The organism is Thermococcus thermotolerans, assembly GCF_024707485.1.
Lineage (GTDB): Archaea > Methanobacteriota_B > Thermococci > Thermococcales > Thermococcaceae > Thermococcus > Thermococcus thermotolerans.
In genome coordinates, this window is sequence record NZ_CP102602.1 from 179,724 (window position 1) to 194,837 (window position 15,114).

A 15,114-nucleotide genomic window follows, 5' to 3' on the forward strand; every position below is an offset into this window, starting at 1 on the left:
GGTGGAACCGATGCCGGGGATAGACGAGAAGGATAGGGAGATACTCAGAATCCTTCGGAAGGAGGGCAGGATAACCCTAACCGAGCTCGGGAAGAGGGTTGGCCTGTCCCCTGCGAGCGTTAAGAACAGGGTAGAAAAGCTGGAGAAGCTCGGGGCAATTAAGGGTTACTCCGCCATCGTTGACCCGGCTTTCCTCGACGAATACGTTCAGGCGTTCTTTGAGCTAAAACTTGCCATAGACGACCACACCATCGACCCGATTCTGAGACGGGTTGCCAAGCTGGATGAGGTTCAGGGCCTCTACCGTCGTAGCGGTGAGAGACAGATACTCGTGAGGGCGAGCTTCCACGACACGGATGAGGTCAAGGCCTTCGCCGGAAGGCTCAAACGGTTATTCGGCAAAAACCTGGAGCGGGTTGAAGTCACCCTTATAATAGATATCTTCAAGGAGAACTGGGTGCCCGGTGAGAGCAAGAGGCACTGATCGCTTGGCGAGGGAGTGGGGATGCTCTTCGTCGTGAGACCTGGGAGAAAGAAGAACGAGCTTGAGGCATTCTTCATCGAGAACGAGCCCGAAAAGCTCTCACAGATGAGAAACCTCAAGGCCGATGCTATATACCGCTTCATAATGCGAGAGGGAAGGCTCTTCAAGGTTCTTGAGGGGAGTCAGTACCGCAACCCCAAGGAGATCGAGAAGCTCCTCCGTCAGGCAATAATCGTCCTTGTGAACGCTGACGAGTGGGAGGACTACTTTAAGAGGAGGCTCCAGAACAAGCGCGTTGAGAAAGCCGAGCTCTGCCGCCTCTGTCTCCTCGACGGCAGGGTGACCGTCCTTACCGAGGGCAACCGCATTAAATATCACGGCGAGTACATCTGCGAGCGCTGTGCAGAGGACGAGCTGAAGAGGGAACTCCGCTTCAGGTTCAGGAGCGTTGCCATGTTCGACCAAGCCAAGAAGCTCCTTGACAGGTTTAGAGACCTCGATAAAGTTCTCTACGCCTTCGACCCGCGCTTTGACCCCACCAGGCACCCGGAGATAACCAAGTGGGACGAGCTGAAGGCGAAGCACGCCAGGGTGGAAAAAGTAAAGGTTGACGAGCTCGACCTCCCGGAGAAGTTTAAGTCCGTTCTCAAAGCTGAAGGCGTTAACGAGCTCCTCCCCGTCCAGAGCCTGGCGGTAAAGAACGGCCTCCTTGAGGGCGAGAGCCTCCTCGTTGTATCTGCAACCGCCAGCGGTAAGACCCTCATCGGCGAGCTGGCGGGAGTTCCCAAGGCCATGAAGGGCCAGAAGATGCTCTTCCTCGTCCCCCTCGTTGCTCTGGCAAACCAGAAGTACGATGACTTCAAACGGCGCTATTCCAAACTCGGCCTCCGCGTGGCGATAAGAGTTGGGATGAGCAGGATTAAGACGAGGGACGAGCTGGTTGTGGTCGATACTGGCATAGATGCTGACATAATCGTTGGAACCTACGAGGGGATAGACTACCTCCTCCGCGCCGGCAGGAAAATCGGCAACGTCGGAACCATCGTGATAGACGAAATCCACATGCTAGACGACGAGGAGCGCGGGCCGAGGCTGGACGGTTTAATTGCGAGATTGAGGAGGCTCTACCCAAATGCCCAGTTCATAGGCCTGAGCGCCACCGTCGGGAACCCTGACGAGCTGGCCAGGGAACTCGGGCTGAAGCTGGTGCTCTACGACGAAAGGCCAGTCGATCTGGAGAGGCACATAATCATAGCGAGGAACGAGAGCGAGAAGTGGCGTCACATAGCGGTTCTCTGCCGTGCGGAGGCAATGAGAAAATCCCGGCGGGGCTACAAGGGGCAGACGATAGTCTTCACATTCTCGCGCAAGAGGACGCACGAGCTGGCCGCTTACCTCACGAGCAAGGGGGTCAAAGCGAAGCCCTACCACTCTGGCTTACCTTACAGACAGAGGAAGCTCACCGAGATGGAGTTCCTGGCTCAGAGGCTCGACGTTGTGGTCACCACAGCCGCCCTTGGAGCCGGCGTTGACTTTCCCGCTTCCCAGGTCATCTTCGAGAGCCTCGCAATGGGCAACAAGTGGCTCACCGTCAGGGAGTTCCATCAGATGCTCGGGAGGGCCGGAAGGCCCCTCTACCACGAGAAGGGGAAGGTCTACCTCATAGTTGAGCCCGGGAGGAAGTATTCTGCCGGGATGGAAAGCTCGGAGGACGAAGTTGCATTCAAGCTCCTCACCGCACCGATTGAACCCGTCATCGTCGAGTGGAGCGACGAGCTTGAGGGGGACAACGTTCTGGCCCACTCCTGCGTCTTCAACCGCCTCGACGTCATCGAGGAGGTTCAGAGCAAATGCCTCGGTGCCAATCAGAACGCCGAGAAAGTCCTTGAAAAGCTTGAAGAATTCGGCTTCGTCCGGCTTAAGGGCTCCTTAGTCGAGGTCACGCCCTATGGGAGGGCCGTGAGCATGAGCTTCCTCCTCCCAAAGGAGGCCGCGTTCATAAGGGATAACCTCGGAAAGAAGCCGGCCGGGTGGATAGCCGTCAAACTCCTCCCCTTCGAGAACCTTTACCTAAGCGGGACGCTCCAAAGGGAGCTTGAGGGCGCAGTGAGGGGGAGGTTGAGCGCCAACGTCTTCTCGCCCAGCTTCGCTTCCATCCTTGAGGAGCTCGACAGGGTCATTCCGGAGCTCAGTCCCAACGCCGCAGAGAGGCTCTTTATGCTCTACCAGGAGTTCTTCATGTGTCCCGAGGAAGACTGCACCGAGCACGCGATGGAGCGGGTCAGCAACATGATAATCGAGCTGAGGAGGAACGGGAGGCATCCAACCCAAATAGCGGAGCACTTCAGGAAGGTCTACGGGCTGATAGTCTATCCGGGCGATGTCTTTACTTGGCTCGATGGCATTGTGAGGAAGCTTGAAGCGATAGAGAGAATCGCGAGGGTCTTCCGCGTAAGGAGTGCCGAAGAGGAGGCAAAGGTTCTGAGGCGGGAGATTGAAGAGGGAAGAACCATCCGCAGTAAAGCGGGTAAGCTGAAGTAACATTCCTCTTAACGAGGGCAGAAACGATTTTAGTACTTCCTACCAAGGTATTCCGGGTGGGTATAATGAGGCAGGAAATGGTCATTGTCTTGGAGCATCCTGAAAGCGGAGTACGTCAAGAATTTAAAATTGATTCAAAGAATGTTGAAGAGTTACCATATTTTTTCAGAGTATCTTCAGGGAAATGCCGTAATCAGCTACCCAGTTGGAGATTTGTAGAACTCCGTCCTACACGTCCGCACCCCAATAAGTTTAAGCTACTTCTGAAGCTTCTCCCAATCACACATTATCTGATAAATCCCTTTGATTTCGTTGAAAGTGTAAAAAATGCCGTGGGAAGTAAGTATCCACCCCTGTTAATTGAGAAAATAGCCTTACTGTTCGAACCATTGTGCATGTTTGATTCCATGAGTGGGAGCTATATTATTATGCCTCCAGTACTGTCAGTGAGAGAAAACGAGGGCGTATTAGTTGTAAGCAGAGAAAAAGAGTACCTCAAACACTGCGGGAATATAGTTAAAGGAAATACGGGGGACAAAGTTGTCTGGTTTGTCTTGTATCGTTGTCCTCATAGCCCTGCAATTATTCAGAAAGGGAACGTTCTGATAGAAAAGCGGGTAAGGGAGCTTGGGGATAATATGAAACTTGTAGAGGTAGAAGTGTCCGAGGGAGAAAATTATATGGGGCGTTTCAGGGATTTGATTGTAGAGGGTACTAGGCATGTAGATATGAGCACTCACAAGTTAAGATTTGGTAAGAACGAAAAAGTTCTGATTGATTTGAAAACCCCTCCCGAGGATGCATTCAAAGTCTTGAGAGCAGAACTCTCCCGTGATGTGGTGAAGCGTGGCCTTAATATTGTGAAGTTGTTTAATTCCTGCCTTGTTTGGCCCAATACTGGTAAACTTTGCCTGCATACCAGAAAAATCCATGTGTGGCCAAAAGGTGCCGGTGCAGTATCTCTCATAGTTGCTGAACTGATGCATATAGCTGATGCGAAGGTTCGGACGAGAGAACGATTTGTCTTTTCGCTGATTGAGAGAGTTCCTCATAAGATTTTCAGAGATAAAAGTGCAAAGGAACTCTTAAAGGTATATTCCCAGTTGCAGGAGTTCTTTACAAGCAGAGAAGAACTGGTATTCTCTGAAAGCGTTCTTCCCATATCTCCCGACAAAATAGTTCTCGTTATGAAACCAGTTTTCAGCAAGCAGATAGTTCCAATAGTGCTCGCGGATGCTATGTTGGCAAGAGCCACATCCACGTCGGTACTTTCTGGAACTGGAAAACCAATTCAGAGAGTTCAGCTTGAGTTTATACTTCCGTGGGTGAATAGAAGGGTAGTCACTAACCTTCAGCTCGATGAATTTGAATTGTTAAAATCCATATGGAACAAAAAACTCCGGCAAGGGTAAAATGGGGAATCACCCTATCTGGAGTACCAGCTGGGCCGGATCCCTTATGGCCGGGCCCAATCCGAGGATGTATATTGCGAGGTACCAGAAATAGCGCTCCTCTTCGTCGGGCACGAGGTACCTGAGCCCGTAGTAGACCACCAGGAGTATCAGTGTTATCCACGGGTAGTATGAGTACGCCCCCAGGTAGTTCACCAGGATGTTCTCCAGCCAGTGCACCTCGCGGTAGCCGTAGAAGTGGATGGCCACGACGGTCGATGCTATATCGAAGTAGTGGGCGAGAACCGGGTAGAGGTAGAGCCTCTCAAAGGGCCTCCACCGGTAGAACGCGAAGACTGCGGCAAAGCTGACTGCGGTGTGGATGAGGGTCAGTCCGTAGGGCTCCCAGCTCTTGGCGTTGGTCACAAGGAGGTAGTTGGCCCAGAGCGCCAGAAGCGCCCCCCATGCAACGGTTATCTTAGGATACGTACCCATTTTTGAATCCAGAGCCAGGGCGGGAAGTATCAGGATGAAGGCTGTAAAGAATATTCCAGGGGTCAGTATGAGGGGATTCTTTGGGAGAACTCCCCCATCAACGAGCGCCCTCACCGTCGAGCCAAAGATTACCATGGGTGTAACCGCCAGAAAGAGCCTCTCGTCGACCTTTATTCGGAGGGGCTTGATTATATATTTATATGAGTATATCACTCCAAGCCCCAGCAGGAAGGCGTAGACGAACGTGTTGACCGGGTTGTAGCCGCTCCTCGTGAACATCGGTTCCCAGAAGTAGCGGTAGAGAAAGTCCATCAGGGATTCCAGCATTTTTTCACCCCCAGATGAGTCCCCATACCTGTTTAAAGGTCTTTTGGGAGCAAAAAGGAAAAGCTGATAAACTTGAAGGTTTCAAAAATGTAGGGGGATGTCGATGTTTGGGCCGGGAATTGTGGTGGCTATGGGAGCCACCGTGATATTCGCCTTTCTGCTGGCGTTGTTTGTGGCGGCGATATTTCTCTGGATGGCGGCAAAACTCCTGGGGATTGAAAACGCCTCCGTGGGAAGGGCTGTGATTGCCATAGTCGGAGGGGGAATACTGGGCATGATAGTCGGTGCAATAGTGGGGGCGGTTCTTGGGCCCCTTGGCTCGATAGCGGCCTTCATAACCAGCATATGGGTCATCAAGGCGGTGTTCGATACTGACTGGCTCAGAGCCTTCTTGGCATGGCTACTCTCGGGGATTATAGCCATCCTTGTGATGGGAATCCTTGCGCTCCTGGGAATGTTCACAATCGGCGCACTCGCGGCGCTCTGAGTTTCTCTTTTTTGGGTAAGGTATAAATATCCCCAGCGCGCTAAGCTATGTGATGCCTATGTTTTTCAAACCGGCCGAGCTCCAATCCAGGGATGTGAAGCCCTTCGATGCGTTTCCCCTCGCGTTTGCCGAGGGGAGCATGTCGGCCATGATAGCGGCCGATGAGCTCGCAGAGACCGTCTTTCTGTACCACCTCGTCGCAAACGCCCTTGAGAACGGCCTCGTCTATCATATCGGTCCTGGAGCGTCGTTTTCCGTTAAGGTTCTGAAGCGCATCGCTGAGGACGCCTCGAACCTCTACGCAGGCAACGTCTACTCCGTTGAGGAACTCCTCCAAGCGCTCAACGTCGTTGAGGATGGCTCCCTTGTGGTGGTCTCGCTCTTTCCGGCACTTCTCAACCGCTCCGCCGAGGGAATTGTGGAGATTAGAAAACTGGTTGACAGAAAGGGGCTTATCTTGGTTCTTGGACACACCACTATAGAACTCAACGAACTCGACCTCCCCGCGGAATTCAGGCGCCTCTATGACCTCCCCGAGATATTCGAAGCTTTGGTAGTTCTTAGAACCAGCTCCTACCGCGGTCACTACAGGCTCAACATGACCGTCCTTAAGGCACCTCCCGACTACGTCTCTGCAGTGGGTGACCACTCGATACCGATTGACTCCTTAATAAAGCCCCTGCTCTAGTCATATATACTTATATGTCCCAGCCCAAGGCCGTATCGGACGTAGAGCGCCAGCGCAAAGAGGAGCAGGAGGGCGGTCATGGCAAGATAGTCCCTACAGGTCATCTCGATGTCATAGAGAAACGTCCTTTTCTTGGTGGCACCGAGGGCGCGGCTCTCTAGGGCTATGCTCAGCTCGTGGGCAGTCTTGAGGGACGCTACAAGAAGGGGTATAAGGACTGCGCTCATTCTCTTCATCCTGACCAAGAAGTTGCCCTTCTCCACCTCCCATCCCCGGCTTTTCTGGGCGTCCATAATGTTGCCAGTCAGGATGTAGAGGGTGGGAATGTAGCGGAGTGCTATTGAAATCGTCAGACCGAACTCGTAGGGCATACCCAGCTTCACAAAGCCGAGGATCAGGTCGCGCTGGCTCGTCGTCATCAGAAGCATGAACGTCAGCAGGGCGAAGGTCAGCAGGCGCATCGAGAAGGAGATGCCGAAGAGAAGCCCCTCAAGCCTCGGCTTGTATATCAGGGGCCATATCACAATGGTTATAATGACTATCGGAATGAGGGGCTTCAGAAGGTGGAGCACTTCCCTAATTTCAATTTTCCCGAGAGCTTTGGCTGATATGAGAGTGAGAAAGAACAGCGGGATCAGGAAAAGGGGGTCATTGTAGAGCATTATTGCGGCGATTCCGGCGAGGGTCCCGATTATCTTGACCCTCGGATCGAGGCTGTGAAGCAGGGAGTCCCTCTCGAAGTAGAAGGGATATATCATCGTGAACCACCCGCCAGGGCGTTTATGACCTCCGAGGTGCTCCTAACAAACCCTATTCCGAGTTTTTCGCTTATTCTGAGGAGCTCCGGTTTTTCAAGCCCGTAGTCGTGCAGTTCGAGGGAGAAGAACTCCTCCACTGGACCGTCGAAGACCTTCCTGCCCCTGTGGAGCAGAACTACCCTCTCGGCCAGCTCCAGAACCAGATCCATATCGTGGGTGATGAGGAGTATTCCATGACCGCCTTTTCTCAGTTCGCGTATGGTCTTGACGACTCCTGCGGCGTTTCTGGCGTCCAGGCCGGTCGTTGGTTCATCCAGAATGAGGTACTTCGGCTTCATGGCCAGGACGCAGGCTATCGCCAGTCTCTGCTTTTCACCGCCGCTGAGGGAGTAGGGTGCCCTCTCTTCGTAACCCTCAAGGTTGACGGTTTTCAGTGCCCATCTTACCCTGCTCTCGACCTCTTCCTCACTCAAACCGAGATTCTTTGGCCCGAATGCAACCTCCCTGAAGACACTCTCCTCAAAGAACATGTGCTCCGGGTTCTGAAAGACATAGCCGACTATTCTGCTTAGTTCGGCGACGGTATGTTCCCTGGTGTCCATTCCATCGACGATTACCTTTCCCTTCGTGGGCTTCAGGAGGCCGTTGAAGTGCTTAGCCAGCGTCGTCTTTCCACTTCCGTTCTGGCCCACCAGAGCCACTATCTCCTCGCCCATCTCGAAGTCTATGCCTCTCAGCGCCTCTCTCCCGTTCTCGTAGATATGCCAGACGTTCTCAGCCCTCAGCATCGCTTTCAACTTCCGACTGCTGATTTAAAAAAGTTCCCAGTGAGAGTTTGAGTTCCCGGAACAGCTTCCTGGAGACCTCTATGAGTGTGGGTGCCCTTCCGAGCACACGTACCATGGACGTCGCATCATCCGGCACAGGATTGGAAACGTTCAGCCCAACCCCAATGATGGCGTATCGGACCATATCCAGCTCCCCTGCCGCCTCCAGAAGGACGCCCGCTATCTTTTTTCCTCCTGTATAGACCCCCTCCTCAAGAACCTCCGCAGGGATCCCGTAATCTCTGAGGGTTCTCGCAACCGCTTTGAGGGAGGGCTCCATGAGGTTTCCAACGTCTGTAAGCCTAATCCTTGGCCTCAGAATCACCGAGAAGTACAGGCCTCCCCTCCTCGAAAGCCACCGCCCTCCCCGACGGGCCCTTCCTGCGGTCTGCTCCTCCGCTATGACAAACGTCCACTCCGGTTCTCCCCTCTCAGCGAGCCTCCCAGCGACCTCCATGGTTGACGGCGTCTTCAAAAGGTAGTAGCTCCTGACGTCAAGCTCCCAGGGATATGGCTTTTCGGGGGTGGAAATGAGCCGGTAACCTTTTCCTGTGGTCTCTATCTCGTACCCGAGGGCCTGGAGCTCTTTAATGTGCTTCCATATGGAGACCCTTGAAACACCCAGCTCCCTGGCTATCTCCTCCCCTGATACCATCCTCCTGCTCTTCATCATGGACAGTATTCCCCTCTTCACCGGACTGTCCTTTATCATCCCCCTCATAGCGACCAATTTTCGTTAACTAAAACGTTTTAAAGATTAACGGAAGTGCTCCCGAATGGTGGTCAAATGAGAGCACGCGATGTAGCCTTTGCAGGTCTCTTCGCGGCCCTGACAGCAGTGGGGGCTCAGATCAGCATTCCAGTGGGGCCAGTTCCCGTAACACTTCAGGTGTTCCTCGTTCTCCTTAGCGGACTCGTTCTCGGGGCGAGACTCGGCTTTTTGAGCCAGCTGGTTTACGTTCTTATGGGTGCCGTGGGCATCCCGGTATTTGCCAACTTTCATGGAGGGTTTGCAGTCCTCTACGGGCCAACCGGCGGATACATAGTGGCCTTCCCCATAGCGGCATTTCTTGCGGGTTATATAACCGAAAAATCCGGGGGAAAAACCGGAATGATTGTCGGCTCTCTTGCCGGGGTTGGGGTCATATACCTCCTCGGCTGGCTGAGACTCGGCCTGTTCCTCGCGGGAGACTTTCACAAAGCGTTTCTCCTTGGGGTGCTACCCTTCATTCCCGTGGATGTTATAAAAGCCGCCCTGGCGGTTTTGATAGCCGACAGGGTGAGAAAAGCAATAGATCTGGGGTGATGGCGTCACCAGTCCGCCATCGCCTCTTCAAGTATTCCTACCGCCTGCTTCTGATGAAGCGCTGCCTTTCTCAAATCTATGAAGATGTAGATTCTCGGGAAGTTCGCCACAACCGGGCCGTACTGGCTTGCGTTGGCGTAGTATTCTGCAGCCGTGTCGTTCTGGACGGTCGCCAGTCCCAGGGTCTCGTTGTCCATGCCTCCCGCAACGGCCTCTTCGTACAGGGCGTTGTATCTCTCAAGGTTCCTGTGGTACTGGATGTAGTAGTAGAAGTTGAAGAGCATCACGTTTATTCCCCTCTGAACCGGTGTCTCCGGAGCCGGTGCCATCTGGGAATATCCGAGGTTATTCATGACCATCTCGGTGTAGAACGCTTTCCATTCGGGGCCTCTTCTGGCAACGCTGTACTCAATGGTCAGGCCGGTAACGAAGACCTTGCCGTTTCCTAGGGTGTATATTGCGGTACTTGGCTTGCCGTAGTCTGGGCTTCCTGTGGGTGCCTGGACGGTTATTATCTCCGCATCGGCAGGTAGGCCAACGAAGTAGCCGTGACTGGCGTAGCTGCTGTAGAGCGTCGTGTTGTTGGCTATCACGTAATCGTAGTTCGAATAGCTCCGTATTATAGTTACGTTTCTTGGAAGGGGCGTCGTCCAAAGCCCGCCGTTCCATCCCCAGTTGGCGGCATGAATCTCAAGAACCTTTCCTGCTTTCACATAGTCTTCCAGTTTTCCCATCTGGGGTCCTATCTGGTCGTAAAAGCTCTGGGGCTGGTCGCTTACAATGATGATCATGTCATATGTGTCTATGAGATCCTGAGTTGTCTTGTTCTGAAGCTCAATGCCAGTCATAACATCGTACGGAACCCCCATGTCAGTGAGGGTGTCCTCGACCGCCGGCGAGTTCCATGCGTTCACGTTCTTAAGGATCAACACGTTGTATTCGCTCAGCGGTTTTGCAGAAACGGTAGTGGGTCCTAACACCGCCATCAGACTAAACAGTACGAGCAGCGATAACGCTGCGCTCAAAATTTTTTTCATAATAAATCTCTCCTTTTGGTCCGAACCGGGCAGAAGAACCTGTGGAGCCCTACCCTTAATACATTGTAGGTCTCACACTATTTAAGTATTCCTGCATTAATTTGGGAAATCCCCAAAGTGAATTTACCTCACAGCTTCCGGAGGGTCTCGGCCGCGAATCTAACGTCAAAGGAGTTCCTCACCCTGAAAAAGCTCAGCGTCACCTTCGGGTTCCTCTTCGCCAGCTCCTCAATGGACAGCGGTTCATAATCCAGGAACTCCGTTACCCGGCCCAGATTCCGGTAGCCCTCAGCCAGGGCCGCATTAATGGCATCGGCAAGGGCGTCAGGATCGTAAACCGCGTGCGTAACCTCCGCCGTCCCGTCCTTCCAGACAGGTATCAGCGCCTCCGGCTCGTTCTCGTAGAAGAGTCCGATCATGTAGTTTACGAGAAAGGGCATTATCAGGGGCATGTTTCCCTCGGCCAGAAAGAACGGCTCCCTATGGAGGGCCTTCAGGAGGGCTTCCATCCTGCTCCTCGCGGAAACGGGAAGGGGATTCGAGACGTGAAGGGAATAAGTCCTGAGCTTGTCCTTTCTGACCACCGTTATGGCATCCTCTATCCTCTTGCTCATGAGGAGCCTCTGCTCGGTGAGCTTAACAACGGGCTCATCCGCAACGGGAAGGGTGTAGTTCTCCCACCGTTTTTCTGGGAAGGCCAGGATTACCCCGAGCATGGTTACCATCTCAACTCGCCCTTTAAAAATCCAGCGTTTTGAAATTTTGAAGGAGTTCTGTTACTGAAGCCTTGGCAAATCTGGGCGATGCTTCCAACCACAGCCGAACGCTCTTTGTGCTCGTCGGAAGGGTCATCAAGCCCTCCACCCGGAGATTAAGAACGTCTATCCGGAGCACATTGAGGAAGCAAAGGGGTGCTTGATTACACGCTCTGAAGGTCCAGTCCTTCAAACTCCTCTTTTATCCACTCGAAGTGCCTGTCCTTCGTGACGAGCGTCAGCTCCCGGTTTATTGCAACAGCCGCAACGATGGCATCAACCGCCGGGACTGGCGTTCCCCTCTTCACCATCGCCTGCGATATCTTGATCGCGAGCAAATAGTCCTCAAGGCCCGGTGTTATGACCCTAAGGCCAAGCTCAAGCGCCCTCGGAAACTCGACGATGTTGAGAACCGTTGTGTATCCATCGAGTTTCTCACCGGATTTGAGGGCATCGATTAGGAAGTTCGTGTCGTAGAGAGCCTTTTCCATTCCGCATCCCTCGTTTCTTTGAGTGCTTCCTCGTACTTCTCGACTGGGGTTTCCTTAAGCTCCTTTCTAAACTCGTCCCCAAGGAGGGAGAGCACTTCGTCCGAACTAAGCTCCTCAGCCTCGATTTTCGCTAAATATTCCGCTATTGCTCTCCTCGCAACCTCGCTCCACTTTATCTCCGGGTGCTTTTTCATACGCCTGTAAAGATCGGGGGGAACTGACAGGGTTATGTTGGGCATGCTATCACCACACAGAATTATGTGAATTCATATATTTAAGTGTTGTTCCTCAAGGAAAAGTAAAGAAAGTCAATCCTTCAACCACCTCTCCATCCACCCCGCTATCAGCTCCAAGCGCTTGACCCTGTGCTTCGGCTTGCCACTTCTGCTTAAGTCGTGGTTCTCGCCGGGGAAGATGGCCAGCTCAACGGTCTTGCCCAGGTATTTGAGCGCCGTGTAGAACTGGAGAGCCTCGGGAAGCCAGCAGCGGTAGTCCTCCATCGAGTGGATTATGAGGAGTGGTGTTTCCACGTTCGGCGCGTACTTCAGCGGGCTCTTCTCCCAGTAGCCGTCGGTGTTGCCCCAGGGGTCGCCGCCTATCTGGTCGGGCGCGAAGAAGTAGCCGATGTCTGTCGTCCCGAAGAAGCTCACCCAGTTGGAGATTGAGCGTTGCGTAACGGCCGCCTTAAACCGCTTCGTGTGTCCGACTATCCAGTTGGTCATGAAGCCGCCGTAGGAGCCGCCGGTGACGCCGAGCCTTTCCCCGTCGATGAAGTCGAATCTCTTCAGGGCCTCATCAACGACCTCCATGAGGTCAAGGTAATCCCTCTCACCGTAGTGCTCCCTTATGTCGGCGAAGTCCTCGCCGTAGCCGTCGCTTCCTCTTGGATTGGAGAAGATTACCACGAAACCCTTGGCGGTCAGAACATGGAACTCGTGCATGAAGGAGTAGCCGTAAGCCGTCTTCGGCCCGCCGTGAATCTCAAGAACGGCCGGATACTTTTTGCCCGGCTCAAAGTCAACGGGCTTCATAATCCAAGCGTCAATCTCAACGCCGTCGCTGGCCCTGACGGTGAAGTGTTCCGGCTTCGAGAGTTTGTAGTCCTTAATCCAGCCGTTGAAGTCCGTAACCTTCTTTTCTTTTCCATCCTTGAGAACGTAGAGCTCCGTCGGAGTGACCGCGTCCTGGGCGGTGAAGGCTATGTAGTCCCCAATGGCAAAGCTCTCGACGCTTCTATCGCCGCCGATGACACGCTCGATTTTCCCCTCAAGGTTTACCCTGAAGAGGTTCGCCCTCGGGCCATCCGTTGCCACGTAATAAACCCAGCCGTCCCTAAAAACCAGCTCTGCTCTCTGGCTTCCCCGGACGTCGCAGTTGAGGGAGTTGTATGCCGAGCGGTCGAGTTTAGCTGTGAGCTTCCTTAGCTCTCCCGTCTCAGGGTTGTAATGGTATATGTGCGTGTTCGTCGGAATGCCCCTCTGGCGCGTGTTTGCCTTGAGGATGAACGTACCGTCGTCGAGAGGAATGAAGTCCTGAACGCTCCACTCTCCGGGGGTGAGCCTTTTCGCCCTCCTGCCCTCAAGGACGTAGAGATCGCTCACCATGGGCTTTCTCTCACGGTCCTCCTGGGCGATGAAGTGGAGCTTCCCATCGTGGAAGCGAACCTGCGAGACGTCGAGGTTCTTCGGCGTTACGCGCCTCTTTCTGCCTGTCTCAAGGTCAACGAGGTAAACAACGCTTCTCTTCCCGTAGACCCAGCCGACGCCGTTGAACCAGAACGGTATCTCCCTGATGAGGTGGACGTCGTCCTTCGGCTTCTTCTCGACGTCTATTGGAGTAACGACCGCTATGCTTTTACCATCCTCTGTGAAGCGAAGGTTTTTGATGCCATACTTGAACTTCGCTAAAAGCCTTGCCTCGCCGCCGTCCGTTGGAATGACGTAGAGCTCGGCTTCCTTGCTTTCCCTGTCTCGCTTCGAGGTGAAGGCTATCAGCTTCCCGTCAGGGGAGAAGCGCGGATTTGAGTCCTTCTTTCCGGAGGTGAAGGGCCTAACCTTTCTGCCGTCGTAGAGGTAGAGCCTCGAGAAGTAGTCGTCCTTCTCAACGCTTATCTCCGTCACCTGAAAGACGAGCCTTTTCCTGAAGGCATCAATGTTCCCAACGAGCTTGAACTTTCCGAGGTCTTTAATATCCAATCCCTCAGTCATAGAAACCACCGGGTTAATCTCTGCCTTTTCGTATAAAAGCTTAGCGTTTCGATTGAAATTTAAATAAAAGGGGCTCAGTGTTTTGAGGCATTTCCATATTTAGATATAACTAGTGTAGAAACCCCATAGAAAATACTAATAATGGCCCCAAAGGTTATATAACGGACTAGTTGGGAATACCCTCCAAGGAATATTTTGATCAATAGTACGGCTGTAGTTGCTGTTATTATAATGGTGACTCCGTAGCTCCTACTTTTGTTTTTTGAAAAAAGAAGTCCACTTAAATACCAGTATTCAATTGTAACTGCCGTTGTGATCATCACGAGAATCAGACTATCTACCACCCAGTTTTGAGGATTTGTTTCTCGGATATCTAATATTGCCCCACTTAAAAAGAAAAACGAGAAAAACATTGAATACAAGAATTTTCTCTTTTTGGTCATTCCAATCACCTCACCTATGGAAAGGAACGCATCTACTTCCAAACTCAGAGTTTTGATTAATGCACCAAATTGGACATACTGTTGTTAAGCATGTGATACATAATGGATTCTCTATCCCTCCAAGGCAGAAAATCCAGCATGACTCGCCACAGCACTTGTAAACTCCTACCCAATCCGTACTGCAAATATAGGGGTCACATTGCTCCATATACCCACAATCAGAGTTGCTAGAACATTCGTGTGTACAGGAGCTTACTTGGATAGCATACCCGTTGGTGGTTGTTTTTCTTATTGTCACATTGTTGTCTCTTATCTCAAACAGATATGACTTTACTTTCACTCCCTGTACTGGCTTTGAGAACTCGTACAGTGCTATCACGTGCTTCTTGTCCTTCAATGGAATTCCCATGGCGAGCATTGTTATCTCTTCCCCGTTGTACTCAATTGTGTGCTTTACAATCTTCACGTGAGAGTAATCAACGTTCCAAGGCTTTGCCAGCTTCCAGAAGTCTCTAGTGGTTGAGAGCTTGAAGAACACATGGGCCTCTGACCAATTCTCTTGGGCCCTGCTTACAGGTTTCACAACGGCAAACGGGTTAACACAACCATCCACTTTTTGATACTTGGGGTAGCTGACCACGTAGGCGCCGTATGCCCCAATCAACAGCAAAACCACAAACATGGCCAGCAGTGCACGCTTCCGCATCGACCCTCCCCAACGGGTTCTTGCATTAACTTTTTTACACTCATCGTATATAACACTTTCGCTTAAAAGAAGATGGTTATATGGGGATTGTCTATGATTTAATTTGATTTGTAGTACTTAATTTAAAGACTATGAGCTACCTTTTTAAATCCCCCTTCTCCCTTTTATCCG

General features: G+C 52.4%; 17 protein-coding genes and 1 pseudogene. 7 read left to right on the top strand and 11 right to left on the bottom strand.

Translation table 11 applies throughout. From position 1 onward, the window contains the following. Positions 1-10 precede the first annotated feature (10 nt). The 3 genes from NUS69_RS01105 to NUS69_RS01115 all read left to right on the top strand — a co-directional run bounded on the left by NUS69_RS01105 (position 11) and on the right by NUS69_RS01115 (position 4,437). The gene (locus tag NUS69_RS01105; protein ID WP_258084049.1) at positions 11-484 is read left to right on the top strand and encodes an Lrp/AsnC family transcriptional regulator; all 474 of its coding nucleotides are present in this window, start codon (positions 11-13) and stop codon (positions 482-484) included. Positions 485-505: 21 nt separating this feature from the next. Further along, positions 506-3,025: a DEAD/DEAH box helicase gene (locus NUS69_RS01110; protein ID WP_258084050.1), complete on the top strand. Its 2,520-nt coding sequence runs from the start codon at positions 506-508 to the stop codon at positions 3,023-3,025. A gap of 65 nt (positions 3,026-3,090) precedes the next feature. After that, positions 3,091-4,437: a hypothetical protein gene (locus tag NUS69_RS01115; RefSeq protein WP_258084051.1), complete on the top strand. Its 1,347-nt coding sequence runs from the start codon at positions 3,091-3,093 to the stop codon at positions 4,435-4,437. Positions 4,438-4,446: 9 nt separating this feature from the next. Here NUS69_RS01115 and NUS69_RS01120 read toward each other — a convergent pair whose 3' ends face one another. Then, entirely contained in the window at positions 4,447-5,238 is a 792-nt protein-coding gene (locus NUS69_RS01120) for a DUF63 family protein (RefSeq protein ID WP_258084052.1), read from the bottom strand. A gap of 97 nt (positions 5,239-5,335) precedes the next feature. On the opposite strand from NUS69_RS01120, the gene NUS69_RS01125 reads away from it, so the two are divergent. Both NUS69_RS01125 and NUS69_RS01130 read left to right on the top strand, forming a co-directional pair. Further along, positions 5,336-5,725, top strand: a complete 390-nt coding sequence (locus NUS69_RS01125) for a hypothetical protein (protein ID WP_308686513.1) — start codon at positions 5,336-5,338, stop codon at positions 5,723-5,725. 52 nt (positions 5,726-5,777) lie between these two features. Further along, positions 5,778-6,413 (top strand): hypothetical protein, encoded by a 636-nt coding sequence (locus tag NUS69_RS01130; RefSeq protein ID WP_258084053.1) that lies wholly within the window; start codon positions 5,778-5,780, stop codon positions 6,411-6,413. Here the strand turns inward: NUS69_RS01130 and NUS69_RS01135 are convergent. The 3 genes from NUS69_RS01135 to NUS69_RS01145 are packed head-to-tail and all read right to left on the bottom strand — an operon-like array spanning position 6,410 to position 8,719. Continuing rightward, on the bottom strand, positions 6,410-7,171 hold the full coding sequence (locus tag NUS69_RS01135; protein WP_258084054.1) for an energy-coupling factor transporter transmembrane component T family protein: 762 nt from the start codon (positions 7,169-7,171) through the stop codon (positions 6,410-6,412). The two genes, NUS69_RS01130 and NUS69_RS01135, sit on opposite strands and share 4 nt — an antisense overlap. After that, positions 7,168-7,959, bottom strand: coding sequence for an energy-coupling factor ABC transporter ATP-binding protein (locus NUS69_RS01140; protein ID WP_258084055.1), 792 nt, complete (start codon positions 7,957-7,959; stop codon positions 7,168-7,170). The genes NUS69_RS01135 and NUS69_RS01140 overlap by 4 nt, the downstream gene beginning before the upstream one ends. Continuing rightward, entirely contained in the window at positions 7,946-8,719 is a 774-nt protein-coding gene (locus NUS69_RS01145; RefSeq protein WP_258084056.1) for a biotin--[acetyl-CoA-carboxylase] ligase, read from the bottom strand. Before NUS69_RS01145 ends, NUS69_RS01140 begins: the two co-directional genes overlap by 14 nt. A gap of 66 nt (positions 8,720-8,785) precedes the next feature. Here NUS69_RS01145 and NUS69_RS01150 point away from each other — a divergent pair, with 66 nt between their 5' ends. Then, positions 8,786-9,304 (top strand): biotin transporter BioY, encoded by a 519-nt coding sequence (locus tag NUS69_RS01150; protein ID WP_258084057.1) that lies wholly within the window; start codon positions 8,786-8,788, stop codon positions 9,302-9,304. A gap of 5 nt (positions 9,305-9,309) precedes the next feature. Here the strand turns inward: NUS69_RS01150 and NUS69_RS01155 are convergent, their stop codons facing one another. Next, on the bottom strand, positions 9,310-10,290 hold the full coding sequence (locus NUS69_RS01155) for a pyrolysin (protein ID WP_258084058.1): 981 nt from the start codon (positions 10,288-10,290) through the stop codon (positions 9,310-9,312). Between the two features lie 179 nt (positions 10,291-10,469). Then, positions 10,470-11,057 carry a molybdenum cofactor guanylyltransferase gene (locus tag NUS69_RS01160; protein WP_258084059.1) on the bottom strand — a complete coding sequence of 196 codons (588 nt, stop codon included), beginning with the start codon at positions 11,055-11,057 and terminating at the stop codon, positions 10,470-10,472. 107 nt (positions 11,058-11,164) lie between these two features. Between NUS69_RS01160 and NUS69_RS11685 the strand changes: the two are divergent. Then, positions 11,165-11,273, top strand: a pseudogene (locus NUS69_RS11685) (DUF1931 family protein); the annotation flags it as partial. Here the strand turns inward: NUS69_RS11685 and NUS69_RS01165 are convergent. The 5 genes from NUS69_RS01165 to NUS69_RS01185 form a co-directional block, all read right to left on the bottom strand. Further along, on the bottom strand, positions 11,261-11,587 hold the full coding sequence (locus NUS69_RS01165; protein ID WP_258084060.1) for a PIN domain-containing protein: 327 nt from the start codon (positions 11,585-11,587) through the stop codon (positions 11,261-11,263). The pseudogene NUS69_RS11685 and the gene NUS69_RS01165 sit on opposite strands and share 13 nt — an antisense overlap. Next, positions 11,554-11,826, bottom strand: coding sequence for a hypothetical protein (locus NUS69_RS01170; protein WP_258084061.1), 273 nt, complete (start codon positions 11,824-11,826; stop codon positions 11,554-11,556). The genes NUS69_RS01165 and NUS69_RS01170 overlap by 34 nt, the downstream gene beginning before the upstream one ends. A gap of 69 nt (positions 11,827-11,895) precedes the next feature. Then, a complete protein-coding gene (locus NUS69_RS01175; protein ID WP_258084062.1) occupies positions 11,896-13,794 on the bottom strand; it encodes a dipeptidyl-peptidase 5 in 1,899 nt (632 codons plus the stop codon). A 74-nt stretch (positions 13,795-13,868) separates the two neighbouring features. Beyond that, positions 13,869-14,237, bottom strand: coding sequence for a hypothetical protein (locus NUS69_RS01180; RefSeq protein ID WP_258084063.1), 369 nt, complete (start codon positions 14,235-14,237; stop codon positions 13,869-13,871). A 10-nt stretch (positions 14,238-14,247) separates the two neighbouring features. Continuing rightward, positions 14,248-14,943, bottom strand: coding sequence for a hypothetical protein (locus tag NUS69_RS01185; RefSeq protein ID WP_258084064.1), 696 nt, complete (start codon positions 14,941-14,943; stop codon positions 14,248-14,250). Positions 14,944-15,114: the final 171 nt, after the last annotated feature.

What these genes read in the sequence shown, in the direction of transcription:
- NUS69_RS01185 (WP_258084064.1), bottom strand. Translation starts at nt 14,943, where the DNA reads ATGCGGAAGCGTGCACTGCTGGCCATGTTTGTGGTTTTGCTGTTGATT.
- NUS69_RS01165 (WP_258084060.1), bottom strand. Translation starts at nt 11,587, where the DNA reads ATGGAAAAGGCTCTCTACGACACGAACTTCCTAATCGATGCCCTCAAA.
- NUS69_RS01180 (WP_258084063.1), bottom strand. Translation starts at nt 14,237, where the DNA reads ATGACCAAAAAGAGAAAATTCTTGTATTCAATGTTTTTCTCGTTTTTC.
- NUS69_RS01105 (WP_258084049.1), top strand. Translation starts at nt 11, where the DNA reads ATGCCGGGGATAGACGAGAAGGATAGGGAGATACTCAGAATCCTTCGG.
- NUS69_RS01130 (WP_258084053.1), top strand. Translation starts at nt 5,778, where the DNA reads ATGCCTATGTTTTTCAAACCGGCCGAGCTCCAATCCAGGGATGTGAAG.
- NUS69_RS01120 (WP_258084052.1), bottom strand. Translation starts at nt 5,238, where the DNA reads ATGCTGGAATCCCTGATGGACTTTCTCTACCGCTACTTCTGGGAACCG.
- NUS69_RS01170 (WP_258084061.1), bottom strand. Translation starts at nt 11,826, where the DNA reads ATGCCCAACATAACCCTGTCAGTTCCCCCCGATCTTTACAGGCGTATG.
- NUS69_RS01140 (WP_258084055.1), bottom strand. Translation starts at nt 7,959, where the DNA reads ATGCTGAGGGCTGAGAACGTCTGGCATATCTACGAGAACGGGAGAGAG.
- NUS69_RS01150 (WP_258084057.1), top strand. Translation starts at nt 8,786, where the DNA reads ATGAGAGCACGCGATGTAGCCTTTGCAGGTCTCTTCGCGGCCCTGACA.
- NUS69_RS01175 (WP_258084062.1), bottom strand. Translation starts at nt 13,794, where the DNA reads ATGACTGAGGGATTGGATATTAAAGACCTCGGAAAGTTCAAGCTCGTT.
- NUS69_RS01115 (WP_258084051.1), top strand. Translation starts at nt 3,091, where the DNA reads ATGAGGCAGGAAATGGTCATTGTCTTGGAGCATCCTGAAAGCGGAGTA.
- NUS69_RS01125 (WP_308686513.1), top strand. Translation starts at nt 5,336, where the DNA reads ATGTCGATGTTTGGGCCGGGAATTGTGGTGGCTATGGGAGCCACCGTG.
- NUS69_RS01155 (WP_258084058.1), bottom strand. Translation starts at nt 10,290, where the DNA reads ATGGCGGTGTTAGGACCCACTACCGTTTCTGCAAAACCGCTGAGCGAA.
- NUS69_RS01135 (WP_258084054.1), bottom strand. Translation starts at nt 7,171, where the DNA reads ATGATATATCCCTTCTACTTCGAGAGGGACTCCCTGCTTCACAGCCTC.
- NUS69_RS01160 (WP_258084059.1), bottom strand. Translation starts at nt 11,057, where the DNA reads ATGCTCGGGGTAATCCTGGCCTTCCCAGAAAAACGGTGGGAGAACTAC.
- NUS69_RS01110 (WP_258084050.1), top strand. Translation starts at nt 506, where the DNA reads ATGCTCTTCGTCGTGAGACCTGGGAGAAAGAAGAACGAGCTTGAGGCA.
- NUS69_RS01145 (WP_258084056.1), bottom strand. Translation starts at nt 8,719, where the DNA reads ATGAGGGGGATGATAAAGGACAGTCCGGTGAAGAGGGGAATACTGTCC.